Genomic DNA, 25,504 nt, shown 5'->3' on the forward strand with positions numbered 1-25,504 from the left:
TGAAACAGGTGGCCGTCTTTGCTTCTCTGGCCGACAAGCTCCAGGAAACCTTTAAAAAACTGCGCGGTAAAGGCAAGCTCACCGAAGCTGACGTGACAGCCGCCATGCGGGAGATCCGCCTGGCTTTACTGGAAGCCGACGTCAACTTCAAGGTCGTCAAGGATTTTATCAACCGGGTCAAAGAGCGGGCCGTCGGCCAGGAAGTCATGCAGAGCCTCACCCCCGGCCAGCAGGTGGTTAAGATTGTCCATGAGGAGCTGACGGCCCTCATGGGCGGCAGCGAGAGTAAAATCAACTGGGCCAGCCAGCCGCCGACGGTCATCATGCTGGTTGGCTTACAGGGCGCCGGTAAGACAACTACTGCTGCCAAACTGGCCCGCCTGGTGCAAAATCAGGGCCGGCGGCCCCTGCTGGTGGCTGCTGATGTTTATCGTCCGGCGGCCGTTAAACAGCTCCAGGTCCTTGGGGAGCAGTCAAAGGTACCGGTATTCAGCATGGGGGAAGGGATCAATCCAGTAGATATTGCCCGGGCCGCGGTAGAGCACGCCCGTAAGTTTGGCAGTAACCCTGTCATCCTGGATACTGCCGGCCGGCTGCATATTAACGAAGCCATGATGGCTGAACTGGCGGCTATTAAAGAGGCAGTCAACCCCCAGGAAATTCTCCTGGTAGTAGATGCCATGACCGGCCAGGACGCCGTGCAGGTGGCTTCTATCTTTCACCAGCAGCTGGGCCTGACAGGGGTAATACTCACCAAACTGGACGGCGATACTCGCGGCGGTGCCGCCCTATCCGTCCGGGCGGTCACCGGGTGCCCCATAAAATTTATCGGCATGGGAGAAAAAACCGATGCCCTGGAAACCTTCCACCCGGACCGCCTGGCTTCCCGCATCCTGGGGATGGGGGATGTCTTGAGCCTCATTGAAAAGGCCCAGGCCAATCTTGACGTAGAGAGGGCCAGAGAACTACAGAGGAAGATTCGCCAGCAGGAGTTTACCCTGGAAGATTTCCTGGAGCAGATGAAGCAGATGAAGAAGATGGGTCCTTTGGAGGAAATCTTAAGCATGTTACCCGGGGCCGGGAAAATGAAGCAGTTAAAGGATCTCCAGATTGACCCGAAAGAATTGGTCCACACCGAGGCCATTATCCAGTCCATGACCCCGGAGGAGCGCCGCAACCCGGCCATCATAAACGGCAGCCGCAAAAAACGCATCGCCGCCGGCAGCGGTACCCGGGTTCAGGATGTAAATCGTCTGCTGCGCCAGTTTGAAGAAGCCAAAAAGCTAATGCAACTTTTAGGCGAAGGCGGTAGCAAGATAAAAAAGAAAGGCCGCCTCCCTTTCCCTTTTTAAAAGGAGGTGACTGCATATGGCAACCAAGATCCGCTTAAAGCGTATGGGGGCTAAAAAAGCACCTTTTTACCGGGTGGTAGTAGCCGATTCCCGCTCGCCCCGTGATGGCCGGGTAATTGAAGAGATTGGGTACTATAACCCCGTCAAACAACCTGCCGAAATCAATGTTGATGAGGAAAAAGCCCTGCGCTGGCTGAGTACCGGAGCGCAGCCTTCGGAAACAGTGCGCGCCCTGTTGAAAAAAGCTGGTGTCTGGCAGAAATTTGTTGCTGCCAGGGAAGCTAAATAGGGGGGATAATAATGAAGGAATTGTTATTGACCCTGGCCCAGGCCCTGGTAGATCACCCCGATCAGGTCAGCGTTAACCAGGTAGAAGGAGAAAGATCAGTTATCCTGGAGCTCAGGGTGGCCCAGGAGGACATGGGTAAGGTCATTGGCAAACAGGGACGTATCGCCCGGGCCATCCGTACCCTGGTTAAAGCTGCCGCTGCCCACCAGGGCAAGCGGGTAGTTGTGGAGATTATCCAGTAGAGATGGTACCTGACAGGATCGACGTCGGTAAAATTGTGGCTACCCACGGTATCCGGGGAGAGGTAAAAGTAGAACCCTGGACGGACTTTCCCGAGCGTTTCCGGCCCGGGACCAGGATGCTTCTCCAGCTGGGAGAAGAGATAAAGGCGGTAACTATAGCCGGGGCCCGCCCCCACGGCCGGCACCTGATCCTCAAGCTGGCGGAAGTTAATGATTGCGATCAGGCCGGGGCATTACGCGGGGCGGTTCTTAAGGTAGAGCCCTGGGAAGTGGAACCCCTTCCGGAAGGGCATTATTATATTTTCCAGTTAGTGGGAAGCCGGGTTTATACTACCGGCGGCGAATTCCTGGGAATTTTAACCGAGGTGTTAACCACCGGCGCCAATGATGTCTATGTCGTCAAGGGCACCGGGAAAAAGGAAATACTAATACCGGCCTTAAAAGACGTAGTGCGTAAAATTGACCTGGCCCGGAGGGAAATGACCGTCGCCCTGCCACCGGGTTTGCTGGATTAGGGGGCCTTGCCCTTGCGGGTTGATGTGCTGACCATTTTCCCCGAGATGTTCACCGGGTTTTTAAATACGAGTATTATCAAACGGGCGCGGGAACAGGGCCGTTTAAATGTTAACCTGGTCGATATCCGGGCCTATGCCAGGGACAAACACCGCAATGTTGACGACTATCCCTTTGGCGGCGGGCCGGGGATGGTCATGCTCGCCGAACCCATCTTCCTGGCTGTGGAGGCTTTGTTACCCGAAGCAGCTGCCGCCAGGCCGCCCATCATCCTTTTATCACCCCAGGGCGAGGTCTTTAACCAGGCCCTGGCCGCGGAACTGGCCGGGGAAGAACGCCTTATTCTCATTTGCGGCCATTATGAAGGCGTCGATGAACGGGTCAGGCAGTTTCTGGTAAACCGGGAAATATCAATTGGCGACTATGTCCTGACAGGCGGCGAGCTGCCGGCCATGGTAGTTATTGACGCCGTTACTCGCCTGTTACCGGGGGTACTTGGAGACCCGACGGGGGCCAGGGAGGATTCCTTTGCCATGGGCCTGCTGGAATATCCTCAGTATACCAGGCCCCGCTCCTTTCGCGGGCTGGAAGTACCCGAAGTCTTGCTATCGGGTAATCATGAAAGAATAAGGCGCTGGCGGCGCCAGCAGGCTCTAGAACGGACCTGGCGGCGGCGGCCGGATTTGCTGGCGAAGATAGAGTTAAGCCCCGAAGACCGGCGCCTGCTGGCGGATATTATCCGCCGTGCCGGCAGTGAAGACCTGCCAGGGGAATAAATCCGTAAGACCATTCGCAAGTTGTTTCCTGGTGAAAACCTGTGGTATAATAAACGCTGGTGTTACCGGCAGGGAAAGGAGGGGTTGCGTTGAATATTCTGGAAGCCCTGGAAAAGGAACAAATGCGTTCAGATATACCCGACTTTAGACCAGGGGATACTGTACGTGTACATGTCAAGGTCATTGAAGGCAACCGGGAGCGTATCCAGGTTTTTGAAGGAACGGTCATTGGCCGCCGCGGGCGGGGTATAAATGAAACCTTTACCGTCCGCAGGGTTTCCTATGGTGTGGCGGTAGAGAGGATTTTCCCCGTTCATTCACCGCGTATTGAACGTATCGAAGTGGTAAGGCACGGCCGGGTCAGGCGGGCAAAGCTCTATTACCTGCGCGGACGGGCCGGTAAAGCTGCCCGGATTAAAGAAGAGAGGTAACATAGTCGAACAACGGGACTGGTGCTCAAATCAGTCCCGTGTTTGACTAATAGGGGGCGTCAACTGTTGGAGGAAAGTAAGAAAGCGGCAGGGGAAATTAAAGGTTCGGCCTGGTGGAGAGATTTACTCCAGTCCCTGGTAATCGCCGCCGTTTTAGCTCTAATCATCCGGAGTTTTCTTTTTACCCCGTTTTATATTCCTTCACCGTCCATGGAACCAACCCTTTACCCCGGGGACCGCATTATTGTTAACCGCCTGGCCTACCGCCTGGGAGAACCCCAGCGCGGTGATGTAGTAGTTTTTCGATACCCCCTCGATCCCAGCCGCGATTATGTCAAACGGGTGGTGGCCGTTGGGGGGGATATAGTTGAGGCGCGGGATAATGTTCTCTATATCAACGGCCAGCCCCAGCCACCGGCAAGCTATTTACCGCCGGGAGTAGTCTACAGTGACTTTGGACCTATTAAAGTACCGCCCAACAACTACTTTATGATGGGAGATAACCGTAATAACAGTGCCGACAGCCGGGTATGGGGGACCCTGGACAGGAAGCTGATTATCGGCAAGGCGGTCCTGGTTTATTGGCCTTTAAATCATATCGGACTCATCAGGTAGGTGGCAGTATGCCGGCAGGATTAAAGTCCTTGCGCCAGTACCTGAAGGTTGTCGACATTGTCCTGGAAGTCGCCGATGCCCGCCTGCCTTCGTCCAGCCGTTACCCCGGATTGGAGACAATCCTCGGTAGCAGGGCACGGATCCTGGTTTTAACCAGGATCGATCTGGCTGAGCCCGCGGCCACGACACGCTGGCTGGATGTCTTCCGGGCTGGTGGGACTCCCGCCGTGGCCGTCAATGCCCGAACGGGAGAAGGCATGCGGGCTTTACGTCAGCAACTGGCCGGTATAGCGAAGGAAAAAAAGGAAAAACTGGCCCGGAAAGGGTTACGGGCACGGCCGTTAAGGATCATGGTTCTGGGGATTCCCAATGTCGGCAAATCTTCACTGTTAAATCGCCTGGCGGGACGGGGAGCAGCCCGTACCGGTGACCGGCCCGGGATTACCCGCGGGCCCCAGTGGATCCGTATAGAGGGCGATATGGAACTCCTGGATACCCCTGGTGTTCTCTGGTCCCACTGGCACGAACCGGGGACGGCCCTGTGGTTGGGAGCCATTGGCTGTGTTCCTGAAGGTATTTTGCCCGTTACCGATATAGCTAACCTGGTGGTAGAATTTTTACTCGCTAAAGCCCCGGAACTCCTGCGGACAAGATATGGTATCACTGAGCAGGAAGCCGCGGGAGCAAATTTACTCGCGGCCATTGGTCGCCGGCGTGGTTATCTCCTGCCCGGCGGTATTATTGACCAGGAAAAGACGGCACAAGCCCTGGTTAAAGATTTCCGGGAAGGATATTTAGGTCGCTTTACCCTGGAGCTCCCATGAAAAAATCTCAACAGCATTCCCGGGGGCCTGGATAGAACCTGGTCAGAATACTTGACAAAACTAACAGAAGTGCATCATTATTTCAACGAGATCCTTTTCCGATTATATCGTGGCAGCGGGAAAGAGGTGGAAGTTGTGCCGGCCGATAAGATTTCCATTGTGATTGCTGATGACCATCCGTTGGTGCGGGAAGGCATTCGCAAGATCCTGGAACTGGAGCCGGGCATTCAGGTGGTTGCCGAGGCCGGGGACGGGCAGGAAGCCATTGCCATGGCCCGGCGTCACCACCCGGACGTAATTTTAATCGATATTAACATGCCCGGTTTAAACGGTATCGAAGCTACCAAGGTGATCCGCCGGGAACTGCCCCAAACCGGCATCCTGGCCCTGACCATACACGATGACGAGGAATATATCATTGAATTGCTAAAATGCGGGGTTTCCGGCTATGTCCTTAAGGACATCGGCGCCGAAGAACTGGTCAAGGCTATTTTCCAGGTAGCCCGGGGATACCAGGTAATTCACCCCGGCATAGCCCCCAAGGTAATTGATTATATCCAGAAGAAGGACCTGCCTGCTAATTCATCTATAGGGGGGCTACCTTTAACGCCCAGGGAACGGGAAATTTTAGTTCACGTCAGCCTGGGGAAATCAAACCGTGAGATAGCCCGGGACTTATATATTAGTGAAAAAACGGTAAAAAACCATTTAACGAATATCTTTCATAAAATTGGTGTTAGCGATCGTACCCAGGCAGCTCTTTATGCCTTGAAACACGGCTTAAGTGGTGGTAATCTAATATAGGTGATAAAAAAGGTGGCCGAAGTGCAAGGTGTAAGCCTGGAAGAACAGGAGCGGGTAGAGGCCCTTTACGCCTGGGAGCGGCGCTTACAGCGCCGGGGTGCCGTGTATATAGCCGGCGTGGATGAAGCCGGCCGCGGTCCCTTAGCCGGGCCGGTAACTGCCGCTGCCGTTATCTTGCCACCGGGTTTGTTTATCGCCGGCCTCAATGATTCTAAAAGAATACCACCTGCCAGGCGCCGGCAGCTGGCTGGAATAATTAAAAAAGAAAGCCTGGCCTGGGCCGTTGGCTGGGCTTCGGTTAAGGAGATTGATTGCCTGAATATCCTGGTGGCTTCCCGGTGGGCCATGTGGCGGGCCTTAATGGCTTTACCCATTAAGCCCGACCATGTTTTAGTTGACGGCTTGAAACTACCAGGTTTCCCTGTACCCCAGACCCCCCTGATAGGGGGCGACGCGTTAAGCGCCTCCATTGCGGCTGCCTCGATCCTGGCCAAGGTGGCCAGGGATGAACTGATGGTGGCCTACGACGCTGTTTTTCCCGGTTACGGCCTGGCAGAAAATAAGGGCTACCCAACGCCGGAGCACCGGCGCGCTCTGGCCTGCCTGGGTCCCAGTTCACTGCACCGCTTAAGTTTTAAAAACGCTTTGGTAGTCAAAAGCAGGGATTTTCATAAATATGGCGAATAAGTATGTGAGTATTGCCAAAGGTTATGGGGCCGATTATGGAAAGGAGGTAGTAAGGGTGTTGCAGCAGTATGGGATAATAGCCATTTTCCTCGCTGGCGGGGCAGCTACGGCCATCGCCGCCCTGGCAACCAACTGGCTCCTCCGCCCCCGGGGAAAAGCGGTGGGGGACAAAGTGGCCACCTATGAATGCGGCCTGGATACCAGGGGACCAACGTGGGTCCAGTTTAAAGTAAGTTACTTTTTGTATGCCCTTGTCTTTTTATTGTTTGATATAGAAACTGTTTTTTTATACCCTTGGGCGGTACGTTTTCAAGTTCTGGGGCTATTCGCTTTTATTGAAATGATTATTTTTATAGCTATCCTGGTAATTGGCCTCTGGTATGCCTGGAAGGAGGGTGCGTTAAAGTGGCTGTAGCCAGGTTGAAACCGCCAGAACCCCAAGTGCCTGATAATATTATCCTGTCGACAGTGGATTATATGCTCAATTTCTGCCGGGCCCATTCCTTCTGGCCGCTAACCTTCGGCCTGGCCTGTTGCGCCATTGAAATGATGGCTGCCGGCGGATCCCGTTATGATATTGCCCGCTTTGGCTACGAAGTTTTCCGGCCTTCGCCGCGCCAGGCTGATTTGATGATTGTGGCGGGAACGGTAACGAAAAAAATGGCACCCATTGTCCGGCGCCTTTACGAGCAGATGCCGGCGCCAAAATGGGTTATCGCCATGGGGAGCTGTGCCATCAGCGGCGGCCCCTTCGTGGATTCTTATAACGTTGTGCCCGGAGTAGATACCATTGTGCCGGTTGATGTTTATGTTCCCGGGTGCGCCCCCCGGCCGGAGGCATTGATTAACGGCCTCCTGCAGCTAAAGAAAAAAGTGATCAATCCTAAAGCAGTGCTGGTGAAGTGAAATGACCGCGTTAATTGAAGAATTGCAGGGCCTCTTCCCTGGAGTTCACGGGGAGGAAGGTGTTGATATGCCAGCCCTGGTTGTACCGGCCGACCGGCTGCTGGCGGTAATGAAGGAGTTAAAGGAGAGACGGGGTTATAATTTTTTGACCGACCTGACGGCTGTAGATTACAAAGATGAAGACCGGATAGAAATGGTATACCATTTATTAGCCGTGCCGGAAGCAAAGGAGCTAAGGGTCAAGGTGAACCTCAACCGCCAGCACCCGGAAGTTCCTTCGCTGACTGCTATCTGGCCGGCAGCGGAAGTACAGGAACGGGAAGTCTATGATCTAATGGGGGTCATTTTTAAAGGGCACCCCAACCTGAAAAGGATCCTCTGTCCCGATGATTTTAGCGGCCATCCTTTGCGCAAGGATTTCCAGTTAAATGCCGAAGAAGGGAGGGAATAGGTCATGGCCGTTGCCAGGGAAGATTTGCAGACCCAGGAAATCGAGCTCAATATGGGCCCCCAACACCCCAGTACCCATGGTGTTTACCGGGCCCTTTTAACCCTGGATGGTGAAAAAGTAGTCAAGGTTGAAAATATTATTGGTTATTTGCACCGGGGTATAGAAAAGCTGGCGGAGGACCGCACCTACACCCAGATCATCCCCTACACTGACCGCCTTGATTACCTGGCCGGGATGCTGAACAACCTGGGTTATGTCCAGACGGTGGAAAAACTGATGGGGATAGAGGTGCCGGAGCGGGCCGAGTACCTGCGCATTATCATGGCCGAGCTGTCCAGAATAGCTAGCCACCTGATCATGGTTGCTTCCATGGCCCTGGATGTGTCCGGTTGGACGGCATGGTTTCCCCCTTTCCGGGAAAGGGAGCGGATATTAGATCTCTTTGAGATGACTTGTGGTTCGCGCCTGACGGTGAGCTATATGCGCATCGGCGGCGTGGCTGCCGATATTCCGCCGGGCTTCTTGCCGGCCCTGGAAGCTTTTTTAGATGATTTGCCCCAGTTAATCGCGGAAGTGAACGGCTTGATTACCGGGAATGAAATTTTTAAGGCTCGTTGCCGGGGTGTGGGCAGGATTGATCTGGAGACAGCCCTGGCCTATGGTATCACAGGGCCGAACTTACGCGCCTGCGGGCTGCCCTTTGATTTGCGCAAAGCGCGGCCGTATGGTATTTATGATCGGTTCGAATTCGATATCCCCACTTTAAACAACGGGGATAGCTACGACCGCTTTGTTATTCGCCTTTTGGAGATGGAACAGAGCGCCCGCATCATCCGCCAGGCCATGGCAGGGCTCCCCGAGGGGCCGGTAATGGCCAAAGTGCCCCGGGTAATTAAACCGCCCAGGGGAGAAGTTTACCACCAGATCGAGGGTGCTAAAGGAATTTTGGGCTTTTATCTCGTAAGCGACGGCGGCAATAAGCCCTACCGCCTGCACATTCACAGCCCGTCCTTTGTTAATTTAGGCTCTCTACCCAAAATAGCCGAAGGCGGTAATATCCAGGATTTTGTTGTCAACCTTGCTTCCATTGATATTGTTCTGGGTGAGGTTGACCGGTGATCGGGAGTTTTGCTTAAGGGAGAGGATAGATGGTTATGGAAAATATATTTACTGGCATAGCCGCCTATTTAAAGGGGCTGCTTGCCGGGGCACCGCCGTGGGTCCAGACCTTGGGGATGGGCCTCCTGTACCTGGTGGGTGTCCTAGCCTTTATCTTTCTTAATGCCATTTATTTGATTTACCTGGAACGGAAGGTAAGCGCTTATATGCAGCAGCGGCTCGGGCCCAACCGCCTGGGCCCCCGTGGGCTCCTCCAGTCGGTAGCCGATGCTGTAAAGCTCCTGGGCAAGGAGGATATTATACCCCGCGGGGCTGATAAATGGGTTTTTATTATTGCGCCGGTAATAATCTTTATCCCGGCGGTCATGGTCTATGCCATCATCCCCTTTGGCAAAGGGATGATCCCTGTTGATTTGAATATTGGTGTCTTTTACTTCCTGGCAGTGGCCTCGACCACAACTATTGCCATTTTAATGGGCGGCTGGGGGGCCAACAATAAATACGCCCTGCTGGGGAGTATGCGCTGCGTGGCCCAAATGGTAAGCTATGAAATCCCCCTGACCTTTTCCATCCTGGGGGTAATTATGCTGGCCGGGTCCCTGCAGACTTCCCAGATAGTGGCGGCCCAGGAAAAGATCTGGTATATCCTGCTCCAGCCTTTGGCTTTCCTTATTTACTTTATTGCGGCCACAGCGGAAGTAAACCGCGCCCCCTTTGACCTGGTGGAAGGGGAGCAGGAGATCATCGCCGGCCCCTATACGGAATACACCGGCATGCGCTACGCCCTCTTTTATCTCTCGGAGTATGCCAACCTGGTCAGCGTTTCCGCCCTGGCGGTAACCCTTTTCCTCGGGGGCTGGCACGGACCGTGGCTGCCCTCGTGGTTATGGTTCCTCATTAAAGTCTATATTATGATTTTCATCTTTATGTGGGTGCGCTGGACCTTTCCCCGCATTCGCATCGACCACCTGTTGAGCTTTAATTGGAAGGTATTGTTACCTCTGTCCCTGGCCAACATCCTGGTGACCGGCGTGGGAATTAAGGTTTACCAGCTGCTGACCCTGGGGAGGTGGTAGGATGTTCGGGCAAGGTTTATTAAAGGGTTTAAGTATTACCTGGCACTTCTTTTTTGGCAAGGCCTTAACAGAACAGTATCCGGAACGGCGGCCCAACCTGCCCCCGGCTTCCCACGGTTCCTTTCGCCTGGACAGGGAGAAGTGTATTGCCTGTGGCCTGTGCGCCAGCGCCTGCCCCAACCATGCCATAACTATCGAGAGCGAGCGCGATGAGCAGAAGAAACGCAGGCTTACCGGTTACCGGGTGAAATTTGGCCAGTGTCTCTTCTGCGGCCTGTGTGTAGAAAGCTGTCCCCAGGACGCCCTGCACTGGCAGCCCGATTTTGAGCTGGCCTGCTATCGTTATGAGGATACCGAACATGATTTGCTGGCCGGCCCGGCAGCGGAGGTGAAAAAAGGTGCCTGATATAACTGCCCTTTTCTTCTGGCTGCTGGCGGCGATTATTACCGCTTCCGCCCTGGCCGTAGTCATATTAAAAAATATTGTGCACAGCGCCCTGTACCTGGTTTTAACCTTTGCCGGCGTTGCCGGGCTCTATATCTTGCTAGGCGCCGAGTTCCTGGCGGCCGTGCAGCTCCTGGTCTATGCCGGTGCTATTGCCGTTCTAATTGTATTTGCCATTATGCTGACCCGGCGGGGCGACATCCGGGCCAGCAACCTGTTTAATGTCAATTACCTGGCGGCGGCCGTTGTTTCCCTGGCCCTGTTTATCGTAATCACCCTGGCAACAGCCCGCATATACTGGGTGGCTACTCCCGGCCAGGCTCCGGCAGGTAATGTCGGAGCTATTGCCGAGGCTTTTTTGGGCCCGTTTGCCCTCCCCTTTGAAATAGCGGCCGTGCTCTTACTGGTGGCCATGGTAGGAGCTATTCTCCTGGCGAGGGGAGGGAAACAGGACCAGTGATTACCTTAAATCACTACCTGGCCCTGGGGGGCCTGCTTTTCTGCATCGGCCTCTTTGGTGCCCTGGCCAAGAGAAATGCCGTCGCTGTTTTAATGGGAATTGAACTCATGCTCAATGCGGTCAATATTAATCTGGTGGCTTTTAACCATTTCCTGGAGCCGGCCCGGGTGACAGGCCAGATCTTTGCCATTTTTGTCATTGTCGTGGCCGCAGCCGAGGTAGCCGTCGGCCTGGCTCTGGTCTTAAATATCTACCGTCGGCGCCTGGACAGCAACGTGGATGACCTTGACTGGCTCAAATGGTAATTCGTCAATAAGGCAGGTGATATCCCGTGATCAAATATGCTTGGTTGATACCTGTTTTTCCCGCTATTGCTTTTCCTATCATTATTTTTCTCACGCGTAAAGTGCGCCTTTTAAGCGCCCTGGTGGCTATTGCCGCCATTGCGGCCAGCTTTGTCATGGCCGTAGGAGTATTACGGCAAGTTTTCCTCCTGGGTGTAACCATGGAGAAGCCGGTGGAATATGCTGTCCCGTGGCTGCAGATCCCGGGACTTTTAAAGATTGAAGCCGGGATATTAATTGACCCCTTGACTGCAGTAATGCTTTTGGTAGTTACCCTGGTGGCCCTGCTGGTAGAAATTTACTCAGTAGGCTATATGCACGGTGACCCGGGATTTTCTAATTTCTTTAGCTATCTCTCCCTTTTCAGTGCCTCCATGCTGGGACTGGTCCTGGCCAATAACTACTTTATGATCTTTTTCTTCTGGGAATTGGTGGGACTCTGTTCTTACCTCCTTATCGGTTTTTACTATCATAAACACGCGGCAGCCCGGGCGGGCTTGAAAGCGTTTGTAACCAACCGGGTGGCCGATTTTGGCTTTATGCTGGGCTTTTTCTTCCTCTTTGCCATGTTTGGGACCTTTAATTTCCGGGAACTGGCAGAGGCCATTCCCGGCTATCAAAATACGGGCTTTTTAGCCCTGGCGGCGGCCCTGGTATTTATCGGCCCCATCGGCAAGTCGGCCCAGTTTCCCCTCCATGTCTGGCTGCCTGATGCCATGGAAGGCCCCACGCCGGTGAGCGCCCTGATCCATGCCGCGACCATGGTGGCTGCCGGTGTCTATTTACTGGCGCGGGCTTTTGTCCTCTTTGCCAGCCTGCCGGGGGTTATGCTCCTGGTGGCCTATGTAGGCGGCTTTACGGCTTTATTCTCAGCCACCATTGCCGTTGCCCAGCGGGACATCAAGCGGATACTTGCCTACTCTACCATGAGCCAGCTGGGTTACATGGTCATGGCCATGGGCGTAGGCAGCATGACGGCCGGCATGTTCCATCTCATGACCCATGCCTTCTTTAAAGCCCTTCTCTTCCTGGGAGCCGGCAGTGTGATTCATGCTTTGGAAGAACAGGATATTTTCCGCATGGGTGGTTTATACAAGGATATGAAGATTACCGCCGGCACCTTTATCCTTGCGGCTTTAGCCCTGGCCGGGTTACCGCCCCTGGCGGGTTTCTGGAGCAAGGATGAGATTCTGGCCGCAACCTTTGACCACGGCTTTACCGGCCTTTATATCCTGGGCACCCTGGTGGCCTTCCTGACGGCTTTTTATATGTTCCGCCTGATCTTCGTGGCCTTCTTTGGCGACCGGCGCGCCGGGCTACACGGCCATGAGTCGCCTTTAACTATGACCGTGCCCCTCATTATCCTGGCCGTGCTTACGGTGGTAGTCGGTTTCGTGGGTACGCCCTTCACCGAACACGGCTTCAGTACCTTTGTTTATTACGGCGAGCCCCATCACGTTGAGCCCAATTATGCCGTCATGCTCATTTCCGTACTCGTCGCCCTGGCGGGTATCGGTCTGGCCTGGCTCTTCTATGGCCGTCCCAGCGACGTGCCGGAAAAACTGGCTAACCGTTATCGCAGCATCTATACGTTGCTGGTAAACAAATTTTATATCGACGAAATCTATATGTGGCTTTTCCGCCGCGTTGTTTTGGGGCTGTCGGAAGCCTTTAACTGGCACGACCGTCATGTAGTTGACGGCATCTTTGACGGTGTTGGCGATATGACCCGTATCTCGGGCCGGAAACTCCGCCTCCTCCAGACGGGGAATCTGCAGACCTATGCCCTGGTCATCTTTACCGCCGTAGTGATTATTGCCCTCTGGATGGCGTCACCGGTGTTAGGAGGTGTGATCCAGTGAATTTTCCCATCTTGACGGCCATTATGTTGGCCCCAGTGGTGGGTCTGCTCCTGATCCTGCTAATCCCGGAAAAGGAAGAGTTGACCATCAAAATCACCGCCGCTGTGGCCACCTTTGTTTCCCTGGTGCTGGCCATCCTGGCTTACGTACTCTATGATTACGGCCGGGGGGGCCTGCAATTCCTTCAGGATGTTCCCTGGGTTCCGTCCTTCGGCATTAATTACTCCGTCGGTGTCGACGGGTTAAGTATGCCTATGGTACTGCTGACGGCCATCGTCATCTTCACCGGCGTCTTTGCCTCCTGGGATATGACCAAACGGGTGAAGGAATTCTTCATTTTCCTGTTAATGCTGGTGACGGGGGTTTTCGGGGTCTTCATCAGCCGCGATCTCTTTTTCTTTTACCTCTTCTTTGAGGTAGCGGTGATCCCCATGTACCTTTTAATAGGCATCTGGGGCAGCACCAGGAAAGAGTACGCGGCCATGAAGCTGACCCTTTACCTCCTGGTCGGCAGCGCTTTTGCCCTGATTGGTATTATTGCCACCTTCCTGTACGCTGCGCAGCAGCTAGGCCATGCCACCTTCGACATCCAGACCCTGGCCACGGTGAAGTATGACCTGGGCTTCCAGAAATTTGTTTTCTTCTTGATGTTAATCGGCTTTGGGGTGCTGGTGCCTATCTGGCCCCTGCATCTGTGGTCACCGGACGGCCATGTGGCCGCTCCGACGGCTGTCAGTATGCTCCACGCCGGTGTCTTGATGAAGCTGGGAGCCTACGGTCTCATCCGGGTGGGCCTTTTCCTCTTCCCGGAAGGAGCCAAATACTGGGCGCCCCTCATTGCCGTTCTCTGTATAGTGAATGTGGTCTACGGGGCCATGATTGCCATGGTCCAGAAAGACCTCAAGTTTGTTATCGGCTATAGCAGCGTCAGCCATATGGGCTACGTTCTTTTGGGGATAGCAGCCCTTAACACTTTAAGCCTGAACGGGGCGGTAGCCCAGATGTTTGCCCACGGTATCATGACGGCCCTCTTCTTTGCCCTGGTGGGTAATGTTTACCACAAGGCCCATACCAGGGAAATCGCCCGCTTTGGCGGCCTGGCCCACCAGATGCCGCGGGTAGCAGCCGGCTTCCTTATCGGCGGCCTGGCCTCCCTGGGCCTCCCGGGACTTAACAACTTTGTGGCCGAGTTTCTCATTTTCATCGGCTCCTTCACCAGGGAGCAGTCTTTGCTGGGCGGTGTTCTCTCGTACCGCATCCTCTCGATACTGGCCATCTCCGGTATAGTCATCACGGCCACCTATGTATTGCGGGTGGTCAAGAACACCTTCTTTGGCCCGCGGAAACACGAATGGGATCACCTGGAAGATGCCCGCGGGGTGGAGATGGTGCCCATTGTTGTATTAGTGGCCACCCTGATCCTCTTTGGCTTGCTGCCTTCCCTTCAGATTGACATGATTAACAGCGGCGTAGCCCCGCTCGTAGCTAAAATAGAAGCTGCGAAGGCGATTGGGGGTATCTTTTAATGGCTAGTCTGCAGCTACTAACGGTGGAAATATTGACGGCGGCTTTAGGCCTGGGGCTGCTGGCTTTAGGCCTTCTGGTACCCAAAAACGACCGCCGGGGTATTGGCTATGTAGCAGCCGCCGGCCTGGCCGGCCTGATGGTGGTAGCTTTCAGCATGCGGGATGCCAGCGGGGTAGTTCTGGGCGGTTATGTTATCGACCCCTTTGGCACCTATTTTAAAGTCTTATTCCTGGCCGCGGCTCTGCTGACTGCAGTTTGTTCTTTTGAATATGTAGAAAAGATGGGCTTTAACCAGGGAGAATATTATGCTTTGCTGGTGCTGGCCACCCTGGGGATGATGGTCCTGGCTTCTTCCGGCGAGCTGATCAGCCTTTATCTGGGCCTGGAGCTGATGACCATTACTTTCTGCATCCTGGCCGCCTATCGCCTGGATGATGCCAAATCGGCCGAAGCAGGTATCAAGTACGTCCTGCTAGGGGCCATGTCCTCGGCCATTCTCCTGTACGGCTTGAGCCTGGTCTATGGGGCCAGCGGGAGCACGGTAATCAAGGAGATAGGCCAGGCAGTTGCGGCCGGTGGCGCCAGCCCGGCCCTCCTCCTGGGAACCATCTTTCTTTTGGCCGGCTTTGCTTTTAAGGTAACGGCCGTACCCTTTCACATGTGGTCTCCCGATGTTTATGAAGGGGCACCGACGCCGGTAACGGGTTTCTTATCGGTTGCCTCCAAGGCCGCCGGTTTTGCCGCCCTGGTACGGGTGTTTTTTGGCGCCCTGCCGGACCTGCACAACTTCTGGGTGCAGCTCTTTATTGCCCTGGCAGTGCTGACCATGGTCCTGGGGAATCTCGTGGCCATTCCCCAGACCAATATCAAGCGGCTGCTGGCCTATTCCAGCATTTCCCAGGCCGGCTACCTGCTCCTGGGTGTTGTATCCTTCTCGATCTTAGGTATAGGGGCTATCATGTACTATGCCATGCTCTACGTCTTCGGCAACATGGGCGCTTTTATGGCAGCCACGGCTTTCTACAACACCGATGGGAGCGATGAGATAAGGGATTATGCCGGCCTGGCCAGGCGTTCGCCCCTGGTGGCGGCGGTAATGCTTTTTTCCCTGCTGTCCCTGGCGGGGATACCGCCCATGGCCGGCTTTGTCGGCAAGTTTTACCTGTTTATGGCCATTATATCCCAGGGTTATATCTGGCTGGCCATCCTCGGTATCCTTATGAGCATGGTCTCTGTCTACTACTACCTGCTGGTGGCCAAGGCCATGTACCTGGGTAACCCGCCGGAGGGGAGCCGGCCGGTGCGGGTAGCTCCCGGCCTCCAGGTAGCCATGATAGTGTCTCTGCTAGTCCTCTTCCTCCTGGGGATTTACCCGACACCCCTGACCAATTATGCCATGAACTCGGCGGTAGCCTTTTTTATGCCCTGAGGCTTCCCATCTTAGCGATCTCATTGAACAGGTGAAACGTTTACAGGGCTTCAGCCTTTAGCCCTCAAGGCGAGGTGAGCCAGCATGACTGTGGCGCGGCGGCGGCGCGGCCAGCGAGGCGAGGCGGCCGCCGCTGCCTATTTAGAGCGCAGCGGCTACCGGCTGCTGGCGCGTAATTACCGCTGCCCCCTGGGGGAAATAGACATTATTGCTGCCGACGGCGAGGCAGTTGTTTTTGTCGAGGTACGCACCCGTTCGACAGCTACCTTCGGTACACCCCAGGAGTCAGTTGACGCCCGCAAGCAAATGCGCCTGCGCCGCCTGGCGGCCTATTACCTTAGCGGGCATGGTTTGAGCAACCGCCCCTGTCGTTTTGATGTGGTGGCGGTTTGGCTGGACCGGCAGGAGAGAGTGAGGGAGATAGAAATTATTAAAGGAGCGTTTTAAATGTAAAGCCAGGGTAACCCCTGGCTTTTTAATTACAGATTTATTTCTTTAATAACAGGTCCTGGACCCGGTCCTGGAGGTAAATACCGTCCCTGTACGACTCGGCGGAGGCGCGTTCAAAGAGGGCGTGGCCTTCTTCCTGGCAGCGGGGGCAGGCCTCGCGGGGGATAAAGATAGCCAGGATGTGGCTGCCCCGGTCGGTTCGCGAGTCGATCCAGGTGAGCCCGCCGCAAGAATCACATACGAGCGTTGTTTCTTCCTGGGTTTCCATCAGCCCCTCGGTGTCGTAATAGATCTGGCGCCGGCGGCTGATTTCTTTTTTATCCCGGACATATTCAGCCCGCAATGTTTCCCGCTGCTGCCAGGCCTGGTAGGTTTCTTCGCACAGGCGGGCGATGTAGTCGCTGACCCGGGAAGACTGGGCCACCCTGGCCGGGTTGTAGTCAGGCTCCAGAATGCCGGAATAATCGAGTCCAGCCAGGGCCAGAATAATCCCTACATTGACATAGGGCAGGGCGCCTTCGATGGAGTAGCCGCCTTCTAAGACGGCAATGTCCGGCTGCAGGCGGTCATTCAGGCGGGCATAACCCCGGGCGGAAAAACGCATGTTGGTGATGGGATCGGTATAATGGTTATCCTGGCCGGCGGAATTGATGACCAGATCGGGTTTAAAATCGGCCAGGACGGGCAGGATGAAATGTTCCAGGGCGTAGAGGAAACCTTCTTCGCCTGTCTCGGGCGGCAGGGGCAGGTTTAAATTATAGCCGAAGGCGTTCGGTCCCCCGAACTCATTTAAGAAGCCGGTGCCGGGGTAGAGGGTACGCCCGTCCTGGTGTAAAGAAATATAAAGGGTGTCTGGATCATGCCAGTAGATGTCCTGGCTGCCGTCGCCGTGGTGGCAGTCGGTATCCACAATGGCGATGCGCTTTTTACCATAATGACGGCGGATATATTCGATCATAATGGCTTCTATATTAATATTGCAGAAGCCACGGGCGCCGTGGACGATGCGCATGGCATGGTGTCCCGGCGGCCGGACGATGGCAAAGGCTTTATCCACCTCACCTTTGAGGACGGCTTCAGCAGCCACGATAGCGCCGCCGGCGGCTATCAGGTGGGATTCGGTGATCCGGGACATGACATCAGGGACACAGACGTGCACCCTTTCCACATCGGCTATGGCAGCCAGGCGGGGGCGGTATTCATAGATGCCGTCGATATCCAGGATGCCTTCTTCCAGGACCTGGTCCTGGGTATAGAGGAGCCGCTCTTCCCGTTCCGGGTGGGTAGGGCTGATGGCCCAGTCAAAGGCCGGGAAGAAGACCAGGCCCAGGCGGCGGGCGGCTTTATACATCATCCCCATCTCCCTTCAGCGGAGTGACCCGGGGTTTAACCTGAACTTTTACCCGGATATTTTTACCGGTTGTATAAAAACCGGAAACCATATTAAAGGCTTGTTCTTCCACTACTTCCAGCTCGGTGCCGGCCGCTTCCGGGGTCAGGCGCAAAAGACGCCCGCGCAAAAGCTCCAGGGCGCGGGTACGGGCCCGCTCCAGGTTGTAGCCGGCAGGGATCTTTTCCCGGATGCCCTCTTCGGGAACAGTTAGCAGTCCCTGTTCGGTATCGGCCAGGAGGGTCAATTCCGTAGTGGGCTGGCTTAAAGCTGCCCCGATGGCATTGGCCACCCCGGCCAGGTTGGGGACGGTGACCGGGAGGCCGAAAGCAGCTTCCAGCTCGGCCGCCAGTATGGGCGCCGGGGCGCCAATGACAATCACCTGGGCGGGCTGTAATTGTTTACCTTCCAGCACTTCGCGGACGGTGTAGACCGGCCGGCTGTTGATTTTATCCAGCAGGGTCCGACACTGCCGGGCAATTTCCCCCGCCATTTGCTGCAAAATCGCTGCGGCCATATTCAGTGTACTAAGTCCCAGTTTATCGCCCAATTCGGCTATGCCCTGGCGGGCGGCGGCCTTATCCCCTAGGTCCAGGCGACCCAGGGTAATGAGGGCGTCGGTAGGGGTCACGGCCGGGCCCCCCAGGGCCCGGGCCGGCCCCTGGCGGTCGGGGCCGATGGTTAAACGCCCCTCCTTTACCCGCAGGCAGCTGTCGCCCCCCAGACCCAGGGAGTAGCTGAACAGCGCGCGCACCAGGGTGGGGTAGCCGGCAAGGCTTATGCCGGTGGGTTCATAGAGGGGCACACCGCCGGCCAGGAAAGCAATATCAGTGGTTGTTCCGCCTATATCCAGGATGATAGCATCTTGCTGAGCTGGCACCAGGGCCAGGGCGCCCATGACGCTGGCCGCAGGGCCGGAAAGGATGGTTTCAACAGGTAAGGCCCGCGAGGCCTCCAGGGAGAGGGTGCCGCCGTCGGCCTTTAAAATATAGGGAGCAAAGGGTAAATTCTTTCTGGCAGTAAAAGTTTCAATGGCAGCCGCAAAGGAACTATAGGTAGCGGCGACGGCGCTGTTCAGATAGGCGGTGAAGACCCGGCGGGGAAAGTTTAACCGGCCTGACAGGCGGTGGCCCATGGTAATAAAATCGTAGCCAGGGGACAGGGCCTGCTTGATGCCGAGTTCGTGCTCCGGATTGCGGGTTGAGAACTTGCCGACAATGGCCAGGTGGCGGATGCCGGCCTGCTGCAGCTCCCTGTCGGCAGCCTTAATCTCCGCTTCTACCAGAGGGCTGGTGGGGCGGCCGCGGTGGTCGATGGACCCCGAGAGGATGAAGTTTTTCTGGCCACAGGCGAGTACGGCGGGATTTAAGCCCGGCCCCGGCTCCAGGAGCAAACCTACGGGGCTGGTGCGGCCGGTAACGATGGCATTGGTGCAAATAGTTGTGCTTAAATTGAGGCGTTTTATTGCGGAGGGTTCGATCCCGGCCAGGACAGCTTCCAGGGCTCGGGTAATAGTGCCGAGGTAGTCCGCCTGGTCGGTAGTTGTTTTATAGTGGCGCAGGATGCGGCCCCCGGCAATGAGGACGGCATCGGTGTGGGTGCCACCCATATCCAGTCCTACAAACATTTGCCTCGCCTCCAGGTTTATTTTAGAACTTTAAACCGGGAGTTGCAAGGATAATGCATTATCGGCCCATTATTTTCTGCGTTTTACGAGTTTAACTTTGAAAATGCTTTAAAAGAATATAAAGGTAGTATTTGCGGGTCACTCCTGGCATATGAATGATAGCGGGCGGTTCTGCGCCTGCCTGCGAACATTGTTAGCGAGGTGAAGAAGTTGCCAGCCACCGCCCGGCTGACTAATTTCTATAGCAAGGTAATGCTGGAGGGGGAAGAGCAGTTCAGCACCGTTACCATTGAAGCCACTGCACCGCCTCCCGTGGCAATCGACTATCCAGAACCGGGTACCTGCCGGGTGACCCTCCGGGCCATCCTGAATATGTACCCCGGCCCCCTCTATATCCAGGACGGTATTCTCCGGGAAGTAACGGTTGAGCCTGGTGAAAGGCAGGTTACTTTTAACATCAGCCTTGATGAGGCCGTCCAGGCGACGTCGACGGTGGTAGAAGGTATACCCTACCGGGTGGTGTTGTGCTTCAGCCGTCGGCCCCTGCAGGAATTTTACCGGGATAAATTAATTATACTCGATCCGGGCCACGGGGGGACCGATGGCGGCTGGCGGGGACCGGTCAATCTCTGGGAGCGGGATATGGCGTGGAAGACCGCCCTGGAACTGGCGCGGGTCATGGAGGGTTTTAAAGCCCGGGTGATCTGGACCCGCCAGGCAGAGGAAAACCCCTCCTGGCAGGAACGCCTGCAGAAAGTTACCCCGGCTACTTTTTGCTTTATCAGCATTCACGAGCATGGTGCAGAGGATGAATGCCAGCGAGGGACGGCCGTCCTTTATAATCCCGCTTTTCGGGGTAATGAGGAACTGGCGGCAAAGGTTTTAGAGAGAATCGTGGCCAGGGTCAAGACACCGGTACGGGGAGTTAAAGCAGACGAGGAGCTGGCCTGCCTTGGGGAGGTGCCCGGCTTAAAGCTGGAACCGGTAGCCATTACCAACTGGGTCGATGAAGGTTTGCTGCGCAACCCCTATTTCCATCAGAAGGTAGCCCTGGCTACCGCTGTAGCTATCAAACAATATTTCCAGCGGGGGAAATATGCCTATGGCCGGGAAGAATGAGAAAAAATTCTTCTATAAAATACCCATCCGCACCCATATCATTACCGAAAACGACGATATAGTCAGCCTGGCCATAAAATATAGTACCGGTATTGCTGCGCCCGGCGATGTCATCTGCCTGGCGGAAAGTGTCGTCGCCATTAGCCAGGGACGGGCTATTTTACCGGAAACAGTACGCCCCGGGAGGCTGGCCCGTTTTTTAAGCCGTTTTCCCGGTAAAGACGGGAGTCTCGCCACGCCGCCGGCCATGCAGCTGGCCATTGAAGAAGCAGGTAGAGCGCGCATCCTGGCCGGCTGTGCCGCGGCTGCTGTGGGCCGGTTGATCAAGAAAAAGGGCCTTTTCTACATTGTAGCCGGGCGCGAGCTGGCCCTGATCGATGATATAGCCGGTACCATGTACCCCTACGAGAGACATATTGTCATGGGACCTAAAAACCCGGGCCGGCTAGTACAGGGTATTAAAAAGGCTACCGGTGCAGAAGCCGTGATTGCCGATGTCAATGATAAAGGGTGTGTTGACATCCTGAGCATCACTGATAAGCGTTACAGGCAAGCAGTAATTGAGGCTTTAAGGGATAATCCCTTTGGCAATGAAGATGAGCAGACGCCCATAGTTATCCTCAAGCGCCGGGAAATGAGGGGATAGATGGCCATAGAATCGCCCAATGACGGGCGATTTTTTACTTGTCCTGCAAGTGGACGAGAACGTATAATAATGGGGTAATGAGATTTTCTGGAGGTGGCTTTAGTTGAAGCATGTGGTTACCCTGATACCGGGTGATGGTACCGGCCCGGAACTGATTGCTGCGGCCCGGCGGGTCCTGGATGCCAGCGGGGCCGAGCTTGAGTGGGAAGTCGTGGCGGCCGGGGAGACGGCCCAGGAGAAGTACGGCAGCGTATTACCAGAGGAAACCCTGGCTTCCATTCGTAAAAACGGCGTGGCCCTTAAAGGCCCTATTACTACGCCGGTAGGCACCGGTTTTCGCAGTGTCAATGTGGCTTTACGGAAAGAACTTGACCTTTATGCCAATATTCGCCCGGCTCGTAACCTGCCCAATGTACCCTCCCGCTACCAGGGTGTCGACCTGGTCATTTTTCGAGAGAACACGGAAGATCTCTATGCCGGTATAGAACATATGGTAGGAGAGGAAGCAGCGGAAAGTATTAAAATTATCACCCGCAAAGGTTCCGAACGCATTGCCCGGGCAGCCTTTGAATATGCCCGCCGCAACGGCAGGAAAAGGGTGACGGCCGGGCACAAAGCCAATATCATGAAATTCAGCGACGGCCTTTTCTTGCGGACTTTTTATGAAGTGGCTCAAGATTACCCCGATCTAACTGCCGACGACCGTATTGTGGACAACCTGAGCATGCAGCTGGTGCAGAAACCAGAACAATATGATGTCCTGGTGCTGCCCAACCTCTACGGTGATATCCTTTCCGACCTCTGCGCCGGCCTGGTAGGCGGCCTGGGGGTGGCGCCGGGAGCGAATATCGGCGACCGGGCGGCTGTTTTTGAACCCATCCACGGCAGTGCGCCCAAATATGCCGGCCAGAACAAGGTTAACCCCCTGGCAACCATCCTCTCCGGGGTAATGATGCTGGAGCATTTAGGCGAAAAGGAAGCTGCCGCGAGGATTCAGAAGGCTATCCTGGCTGTCCTGGCCGAAGGAAAATACCTAACCTATGACCTGGGAGGCACTGCCGGTACCAGCGAAATGGCCGACGCTATTGTAAGGCAGCTGGAGAAGGCGTAGCTGCCTGGTGGAGGGGTAGGAGTGGCCTTATTTGCCATAGCCGATCTGCACCTGGGTCGCGATATGGCTATGTTTGGGCCGGTATGGGAAAACCACCAGGCTAAGCTTGCGGCCCGCTGGCAGAGGGTGGTCAACCCCGGGGATACAGTTTTAATCCTGGGAGATATCAGCTGGGGCATGCGCCTCGATGATGCCTTGCCCGACCTGCAGTTCCTCAAGTCCCTGCCGGGGTCCAAGCGCATCCTGAAGGGGAATCACGACTACTGGTGGCAGACGGAGCGTAAAATGGCGGCGGCCATCCTTGATGCGGATCTTGCCCTTTTAAAGCCGGAGATCATTGCCGGAATGGCCGTCTGCGGCACCCGGGGCTGGCTGGTCCCCCAGCACCCTCTATATAATGAAGAGACGGATGGGAAAGTTTACCGGCGAGAAGTTTTGCGCCTGGAGATGGCCCTGAATGGTGTGCAGAAGCTGCGCCGGGAAGAGCCCCTGGCCGTGATGATGCATTTTCCCCCGGCCTGTCGTGGTGAAGCGACCGATTTTATAAGCCTAATGCAGAGCTATGGTGTCAGTCACTGTTATTACGGGCACCTCCACGGCGCTGACCAGGAAAAAGCCCTGGCAGGGAAGGAGTGGGGCATTAACTTTCACCTGGTTGCTGCCGACTATGTGAATTTTACCCCGGTTCTGGTATCCTGTTAAAATGGTGACCTGTCCATATTATGTGGACAGGTCGCTGAGTTTTAGGAACCTTAAGGTCCTTAAGGACGTCTAAAGATAGGGAAGTCTCTATTTTTGGAGGAAAAGTTATGAACTACATACGGAAACGGGTTTTATCTGTCTTTCTGACTGTTTTCCTGGCTGTCGGCTTGCTGGCCAATCCCCTGCTGTCTCTGGCAGCCGCTTCCTGGCAGGTGGTACCTGAGGTAGAAAAAATACCTCTGGCCACTGGCGTGCAGTATTCGGCCTACCAAATTACTGCTCCCGGCTATAAGGAGGCAGTGAAGGTTTTAACTATCGATCCCCGGGACAAGTTTACAATTCTGGAGACGTCCGTATCCCACGGCAACCTGGCCCTTGACCAGGAAAGACCCACGGCTATGGCCGCCAGGCTGGCCAAGGAAGGTAAGGCTGCAGTAGCGGCAACAAATGGTGATTTCTACAGCACCCGGGTGCCTTACTTGCCCATCGGCCTGCAGATAAGCAACGGTGAGCTGTTAATCAGCCCCCAGGGGTTTCCGGCCCTGGGGTTGACCGGGGACAAAAAAGCCATTATCGGAACTCCTGTTATGGCCGCCTACCTGACGGTGACCAGGGAAATAGCGGGAAAAGGCGGAAGTGTGGCCCGGGTGGTTTACACTTATCCTATCGCCCATGTCAACCGGGAAAGGGGGGCCGACATGCTGGTCCTCTATACCCCGGCCTTTGCGGCCCGCACCGGCACCAATGACTACGGTACGGAGATAATTCTGAAAGGCGTTGACCTGCCCGTTAAAGCAGGACGAACATATACCGGCACCGTGGCTGTCAGGATTGACGCCAAGGGTAATAACTCCATCCCGCCGGACGGGGTAGTCCTCTCCGGCCACGGGAAGGCCCAGGAGTTTTTAAAACAGCTTCATGCTGGCGACAGGGTTAGTTTCACCATCAGGTTTACCGATACCCGCTGGCATGATGTTGTCCAGGCTGTGGGCGGCCATGAGATTATCCTGCAAAACGGGCAGGTCGTCCTGCCCGCGAACAGCACGGACCCCCTGGTGAGGTCCCGCCACCCCCGGACGGCTGTTGGCCTCACGAAGGACGGCCGCCTGGAGATAGTGGTCGCCGATGGCCGCCAGCCCGGCTACAGTGACGGTATGACCCTTTACGAACTGGCCGCATTTATGCAATCCAGGGGGATAGTCGCGGCCCTGAACCTTGATGGTGGCGGTTCATCAGTGCTGGCGGCCCGAAATGTCGGCGAGCATGAGCTATCGATTTTAAACCAACCTTCCGACGGTCAGGAAAGGCCGGTTACCAATGGCCTGGTTGTTTTTTCCACCGCCCCCCGGGGTCAACTCAGCCATTTATACCTGGTTCCTGACGTAATCAAGGTGTATAAAGGCAGTAAAGTGCAATTCAGCCTCAAGGCCCAGGATAATTATTATAACCCTGCTCCGGTACCTGACGGTGTGACCTGGCAGGTGGCGGGGAATGTGGGTCGCTTTATTTCCCCCGGCCTGTTCCAGGCTGCTAACCCCGGCCAGGGTGAGATTACCGCCCGGACAGGGCGGGTAAAAGCTACCGCCAGGGTTACTGTCGTCGATAAGGTATACAGGCTGGAAGTTACCCCGGCTATTGCCACCCTGCAGCCCGGTGCTGTCCAGCACTTTACAGTAACGGCCTTTGATACCGAGGGCAATAAAATATATGTCGACAGCTCTTTGTACCAGTGGACGGTCAGCGAAGGGCTGGGCCGGTTTGACCCGGAAAAAGGGCAGCTCGCATTGGCCGGGCCGGTGAGTAATGCCTGGATCAAGGTCAGGCTGGGTGACCGGGAAGCTGTAGCCGCAATCAATCCCGCCCTGGAGCTGGCTCTAGATGGCCGGCCCGTAGCCGGGCAGGAGGTAACCCTGGTCGTCCGCCATAACGGTGAGCCGGTAGCGGGGGCGGTGGTCCAGCAAGTCCAGCCAACAGCGGCTTTAGGCAGGGTAACGGCACAAGCCCTTTATGTAAGGTCAGGCCCGGGAACAGGGCATAAAGCCATCACCCTGGTACCGGAGGGTTACCGGCTGGCTGTCCTGGCCAGGCTGGAAAACGGCTGGCTGCAGGTGCGCCTGCCGGACGGCCGGGAAGGCTATTGTTTTGGGGAATATGTTGCTGTCCAGGAAGGCAGCCGGAACCTGGGCCAGACGGATGCCCAAGGTAGAATCCGGTTTACGGCTGGGGTGGCCGGGAGCTATAGCTTTGTCGCAATGAAAGAAGGTTATTTACAGGCTAACCTGAACCTGGTGTTTAGCGAGAAATAAT

Annotated in this window: 29 protein-coding genes; 27 read left to right on the plus strand and 2 right to left on the minus strand. The window is 55.5% G+C overall.

Features of this window, described 5'->3' with window-relative positions; all coding sequences use genetic code 11:
• Positions 1 to 8: 8 nt before the first annotated feature.
• From ffh to E308F_RS07155, 22 genes are all read left to right on the plus strand, one after another.
• The gene (gene ffh, locus E308F_RS07050) at positions 9 to 1,352 is read left to right on the plus strand and encodes a signal recognition particle protein (RefSeq protein ID WP_141264255.1); all 1,344 of its coding nucleotides are present in this window, start codon (positions 9 to 11) and stop codon (positions 1,350 to 1,352) included.
• Positions 1,353 to 1,368: 16 nt separating this feature from the next.
• A complete protein-coding gene (gene rpsP / locus E308F_RS07055) occupies positions 1,369 to 1,641 on the plus strand; it encodes a 30S ribosomal protein S16 (RefSeq protein WP_054937393.1) in 273 nt (90 codons plus the stop codon).
• An 11-nt stretch (positions 1,642 to 1,652) separates the two neighbouring features.
• Positions 1,653 to 1,883, plus strand: a complete 231-nt coding sequence (locus E308F_RS07060) for a KH domain-containing protein (RefSeq protein ID WP_141264256.1) — start codon at positions 1,653 to 1,655, stop codon at positions 1,881 to 1,883.
• Positions 1,884 to 1,885: 2 nt separating this feature from the next.
• Complete coding sequence (gene rimM / locus E308F_RS07065; protein WP_141264257.1) at positions 1,886 to 2,398, plus strand: ribosome maturation factor RimM; 513 nt, start codon at positions 1,886 to 1,888, stop codon at positions 2,396 to 2,398.
• A gap of 12 nt (positions 2,399 to 2,410) precedes the next feature.
• A complete protein-coding gene (trmD, locus tag E308F_RS07070) occupies positions 2,411 to 3,172 on the plus strand; it encodes a tRNA (guanosine(37)-N1)-methyltransferase TrmD (protein WP_141264258.1) in 762 nt (253 codons plus the stop codon).
• A gap of 89 nt (positions 3,173 to 3,261) precedes the next feature.
• On the plus strand, positions 3,262 to 3,603 hold the full coding sequence (gene rplS / locus E308F_RS07075; protein ID WP_141264259.1) for a 50S ribosomal protein L19: 342 nt from the start codon (positions 3,262 to 3,264) through the stop codon (positions 3,601 to 3,603).
• 66 nt (positions 3,604 to 3,669) lie between these two features.
• A complete protein-coding gene (gene lepB / locus E308F_RS07080) occupies positions 3,670 to 4,218 on the plus strand; it encodes a signal peptidase I (RefSeq protein ID WP_253256363.1) in 549 nt (182 codons plus the stop codon).
• A gap of 8 nt (positions 4,219 to 4,226) precedes the next feature.
• Positions 4,227 to 5,042: a ribosome biogenesis GTPase YlqF gene (ylqF, locus tag E308F_RS07085; protein ID WP_141264261.1), complete on the plus strand. Its 816-nt coding sequence runs from the start codon at positions 4,227 to 4,229 to the stop codon at positions 5,040 to 5,042.
• Positions 5,043 to 5,168: 126 nt separating this feature from the next.
• On the plus strand, positions 5,169 to 5,846 hold the full coding sequence (locus tag E308F_RS07090) for a response regulator (protein ID WP_141264262.1): 678 nt from the start codon (positions 5,169 to 5,171) through the stop codon (positions 5,844 to 5,846).
• Positions 5,847 to 5,858: 12 nt separating this feature from the next.
• Positions 5,859 to 6,533 (plus strand): ribonuclease HII, encoded by a 675-nt coding sequence (locus tag E308F_RS07095; protein ID WP_253256361.1) that lies wholly within the window; start codon positions 5,859 to 5,861, stop codon positions 6,531 to 6,533.
• Between the two features lie 55 nt (positions 6,534 to 6,588).
• Positions 6,589 to 6,948, plus strand: a complete 360-nt coding sequence (locus tag E308F_RS07100) for an NADH-quinone oxidoreductase subunit A (protein ID WP_253256360.1) — start codon at positions 6,589 to 6,591, stop codon at positions 6,946 to 6,948.
• A 5-nt stretch (positions 6,949 to 6,953) separates the two neighbouring features.
• A complete protein-coding gene (locus E308F_RS07105; RefSeq protein WP_256370602.1) occupies positions 6,954 to 7,439 on the plus strand; it encodes an NADH-quinone oxidoreductase subunit B in 486 nt (161 codons plus the stop codon).
• A gap of 1 nt (position 7,440) precedes the next feature.
• The gene (locus E308F_RS07110) at positions 7,441 to 7,890 is read left to right on the plus strand and encodes an NADH-quinone oxidoreductase subunit C (RefSeq protein ID WP_141264265.1); all 450 of its coding nucleotides are present in this window, start codon (positions 7,441 to 7,443) and stop codon (positions 7,888 to 7,890) included.
• Positions 7,891 to 7,893: 3 nt separating this feature from the next.
• Positions 7,894 to 9,009, plus strand: coding sequence for an NADH-quinone oxidoreductase subunit D (locus E308F_RS07115; protein WP_141264266.1), 1,116 nt, complete (start codon positions 7,894 to 7,896; stop codon positions 9,007 to 9,009).
• A gap of 35 nt (positions 9,010 to 9,044) precedes the next feature.
• Positions 9,045 to 10,085 carry an NADH-quinone oxidoreductase subunit NuoH gene (gene nuoH, locus E308F_RS07120; RefSeq protein ID WP_172613874.1) on the plus strand — a complete coding sequence of 347 codons (1,041 nt, stop codon included), beginning with the start codon at positions 9,045 to 9,047 and terminating at the stop codon, positions 10,083 to 10,085.
• A gap of 1 nt (position 10,086) precedes the next feature.
• Positions 10,087 to 10,491 (plus strand): NuoI/complex I 23 kDa subunit family protein, encoded by a 405-nt coding sequence (locus tag E308F_RS07125; RefSeq protein ID WP_141264268.1) that lies wholly within the window; start codon positions 10,087 to 10,089, stop codon positions 10,489 to 10,491.
• Positions 10,484 to 10,990: an NADH-quinone oxidoreductase subunit J family protein gene (locus tag E308F_RS07130; protein ID WP_141264269.1), complete on the plus strand. Its 507-nt coding sequence runs from the start codon at positions 10,484 to 10,486 to the stop codon at positions 10,988 to 10,990. The genes E308F_RS07125 and E308F_RS07130 overlap by 8 nt, the downstream gene beginning before the upstream one ends.
• Positions 10,987 to 11,295: an NADH-quinone oxidoreductase subunit NuoK gene (nuoK, locus tag E308F_RS07135; RefSeq protein WP_141264270.1), complete on the plus strand. Its 309-nt coding sequence runs from the start codon at positions 10,987 to 10,989 to the stop codon at positions 11,293 to 11,295. The genes E308F_RS07130 and nuoK overlap by 4 nt, the downstream gene beginning before the upstream one ends.
• Positions 11,296 to 11,321: 26 nt before the next feature.
• Entirely contained in the window at positions 11,322 to 13,196 is a 1,875-nt protein-coding gene (gene nuoL, locus E308F_RS07140; RefSeq protein WP_141264271.1) for an NADH-quinone oxidoreductase subunit L, read from the plus strand.
• Positions 13,193 to 14,722, plus strand: coding sequence for a complex I subunit 4 family protein (locus E308F_RS07145; protein WP_141264272.1), 1,530 nt, complete (start codon positions 13,193 to 13,195; stop codon positions 14,720 to 14,722). Before nuoL ends, E308F_RS07145 begins: the two co-directional genes overlap by 4 nt.
• Positions 14,722 to 16,152 (plus strand): NADH-quinone oxidoreductase subunit N, encoded by a 1,431-nt coding sequence (locus E308F_RS07150; RefSeq protein WP_141264273.1) that lies wholly within the window; start codon positions 14,722 to 14,724, stop codon positions 16,150 to 16,152. Before E308F_RS07145 ends, E308F_RS07150 begins: the two co-directional genes overlap by 1 nt.
• An 84-nt stretch (positions 16,153 to 16,236) precedes the next feature.
• Positions 16,237 to 16,599, plus strand: a complete 363-nt coding sequence (locus E308F_RS07155) for a YraN family protein (RefSeq protein WP_141264274.1) — start codon at positions 16,237 to 16,239, stop codon at positions 16,597 to 16,599.
• A 40-nt stretch (positions 16,600 to 16,639) separates the two neighbouring features.
• On the opposite strand, the gene E308F_RS07160 is transcribed toward E308F_RS07155, so the two are convergent.
• Together E308F_RS07160 and E308F_RS07165 are read right to left on the minus strand one after the other, a co-directional pair.
• Positions 16,640 to 17,953: a histone deacetylase family protein gene (locus E308F_RS07160; protein WP_141265209.1), complete on the minus strand. Its 1,314-nt coding sequence runs from the start codon at positions 17,951 to 17,953 to the stop codon at positions 16,640 to 16,642.
• Positions 17,946 to 19,619: a hydantoinase/oxoprolinase family protein gene (locus tag E308F_RS07165; protein WP_141264275.1), complete on the minus strand. Its 1,674-nt coding sequence runs from the start codon at positions 19,617 to 19,619 to the stop codon at positions 17,946 to 17,948. The genes E308F_RS07160 and E308F_RS07165 overlap by 8 nt, the downstream gene beginning before the upstream one ends.
• A 201-nt stretch (positions 19,620 to 19,820) precedes the next feature.
• Between E308F_RS07165 and E308F_RS07170 the strand changes: the two genes are divergently transcribed.
• The 5 genes from E308F_RS07170 to E308F_RS07190 all read left to right on the plus strand — a co-directional run bounded on the left by E308F_RS07170 (position 19,821) and on the right by E308F_RS07190 (position 25,503).
• The gene (locus E308F_RS07170) at positions 19,821 to 20,738 is read left to right on the plus strand and encodes an N-acetylmuramoyl-L-alanine amidase (RefSeq protein ID WP_172613363.1); all 918 of its coding nucleotides are present in this window, start codon (positions 19,821 to 19,823) and stop codon (positions 20,736 to 20,738) included.
• Positions 20,722 to 21,384 carry a coenzyme F420-0:L-glutamate ligase gene (locus tag E308F_RS07175; RefSeq protein ID WP_141264277.1) on the plus strand — a complete coding sequence of 221 codons (663 nt, stop codon included), beginning with the start codon at positions 20,722 to 20,724 and terminating at the stop codon, positions 21,382 to 21,384. Before E308F_RS07170 ends, E308F_RS07175 begins: the two co-directional genes overlap by 17 nt.
• Before the next feature lie 103 nt (positions 21,385 to 21,487).
• Positions 21,488 to 22,495, plus strand: coding sequence for an isocitrate/isopropylmalate dehydrogenase family protein (locus tag E308F_RS07180; RefSeq protein WP_141264278.1), 1,008 nt, complete (start codon positions 21,488 to 21,490; stop codon positions 22,493 to 22,495).
• A gap of 21 nt (positions 22,496 to 22,516) precedes the next feature.
• Positions 22,517 to 23,197 carry a metallophosphoesterase gene (locus E308F_RS07185; protein WP_141264279.1) on the plus strand — a complete coding sequence of 227 codons (681 nt, stop codon included), beginning with the start codon at positions 22,517 to 22,519 and terminating at the stop codon, positions 23,195 to 23,197.
• 107 nt (positions 23,198 to 23,304) lie between these two features.
• Positions 23,305 to 25,503, plus strand: coding sequence for a phosphodiester glycosidase family protein (locus E308F_RS07190; protein ID WP_141264280.1), 2,199 nt, complete (start codon positions 23,305 to 23,307; stop codon positions 25,501 to 25,503).
• The last annotated feature ends 1 nt before the right edge of the window (position 25,504 follow it).

Source organism: Moorella sp. E308F, assembly GCF_006538365.1.
Lineage (GTDB): Bacteria > Bacillota > DSM-521 > Neomoorellales > Neomoorellaceae > Neomoorella.

Coding starts and splice junctions, on each gene's coding strand:
- ylqF (WP_141264261.1), top strand. CDS start 4,227: ATGCCGGCAGGATTAAAGTCCTTGCGCCAGTACCTGAAGGTTGTCGAC.
- rpsP (WP_054937393.1), top strand. CDS start 1,369: ATGGCAACCAAGATCCGCTTAAAGCGTATGGGGGCTAAAAAAGCACCT.
- E308F_RS07190 (WP_141264280.1), top strand. CDS start 23,305: ATGAACTACATACGGAAACGGGTTTTATCTGTCTTTCTGACTGTTTTC.
- E308F_RS07150 (WP_141264273.1), top strand. CDS start 14,722: ATGGCTAGTCTGCAGCTACTAACGGTGGAAATATTGACGGCGGCTTTA.
- E308F_RS07175 (WP_141264277.1), top strand. CDS start 20,722: ATGGCCGGGAAGAATGAGAAAAAATTCTTCTATAAAATACCCATCCGC.
- E308F_RS07165 (WP_141264275.1), bottom strand. CDS start 19,619: ATGTTTGTAGGACTGGATATGGGTGGCACCCACACCGATGCCGTCCTC.
- E308F_RS07125 (WP_141264268.1), top strand. CDS start 10,087: ATGTTCGGGCAAGGTTTATTAAAGGGTTTAAGTATTACCTGGCACTTC.
- nuoH (WP_172613874.1), top strand. CDS start 9,045: ATGGAAAATATATTTACTGGCATAGCCGCCTATTTAAAGGGGCTGCTT.
- rimM (WP_141264257.1), top strand. CDS start 1,886: ATGGTACCTGACAGGATCGACGTCGGTAAAATTGTGGCTACCCACGGT.
- E308F_RS07110 (WP_141264265.1), top strand. CDS start 7,441: ATGACCGCGTTAATTGAAGAATTGCAGGGCCTCTTCCCTGGAGTTCAC.
- E308F_RS07060 (WP_141264256.1), top strand. CDS start 1,653: ATGAAGGAATTGTTATTGACCCTGGCCCAGGCCCTGGTAGATCACCCC.
- E308F_RS07115 (WP_141264266.1), top strand. CDS start 7,894: ATGGCCGTTGCCAGGGAAGATTTGCAGACCCAGGAAATCGAGCTCAAT.
- E308F_RS07155 (WP_141264274.1), top strand. CDS start 16,237: ATGACTGTGGCGCGGCGGCGGCGCGGCCAGCGAGGCGAGGCGGCCGCC.
- E308F_RS07160 (WP_141265209.1), bottom strand. CDS start 17,953: ATGTATAAAGCCGCCCGCCGCCTGGGCCTGGTCTTCTTCCCGGCCTTT.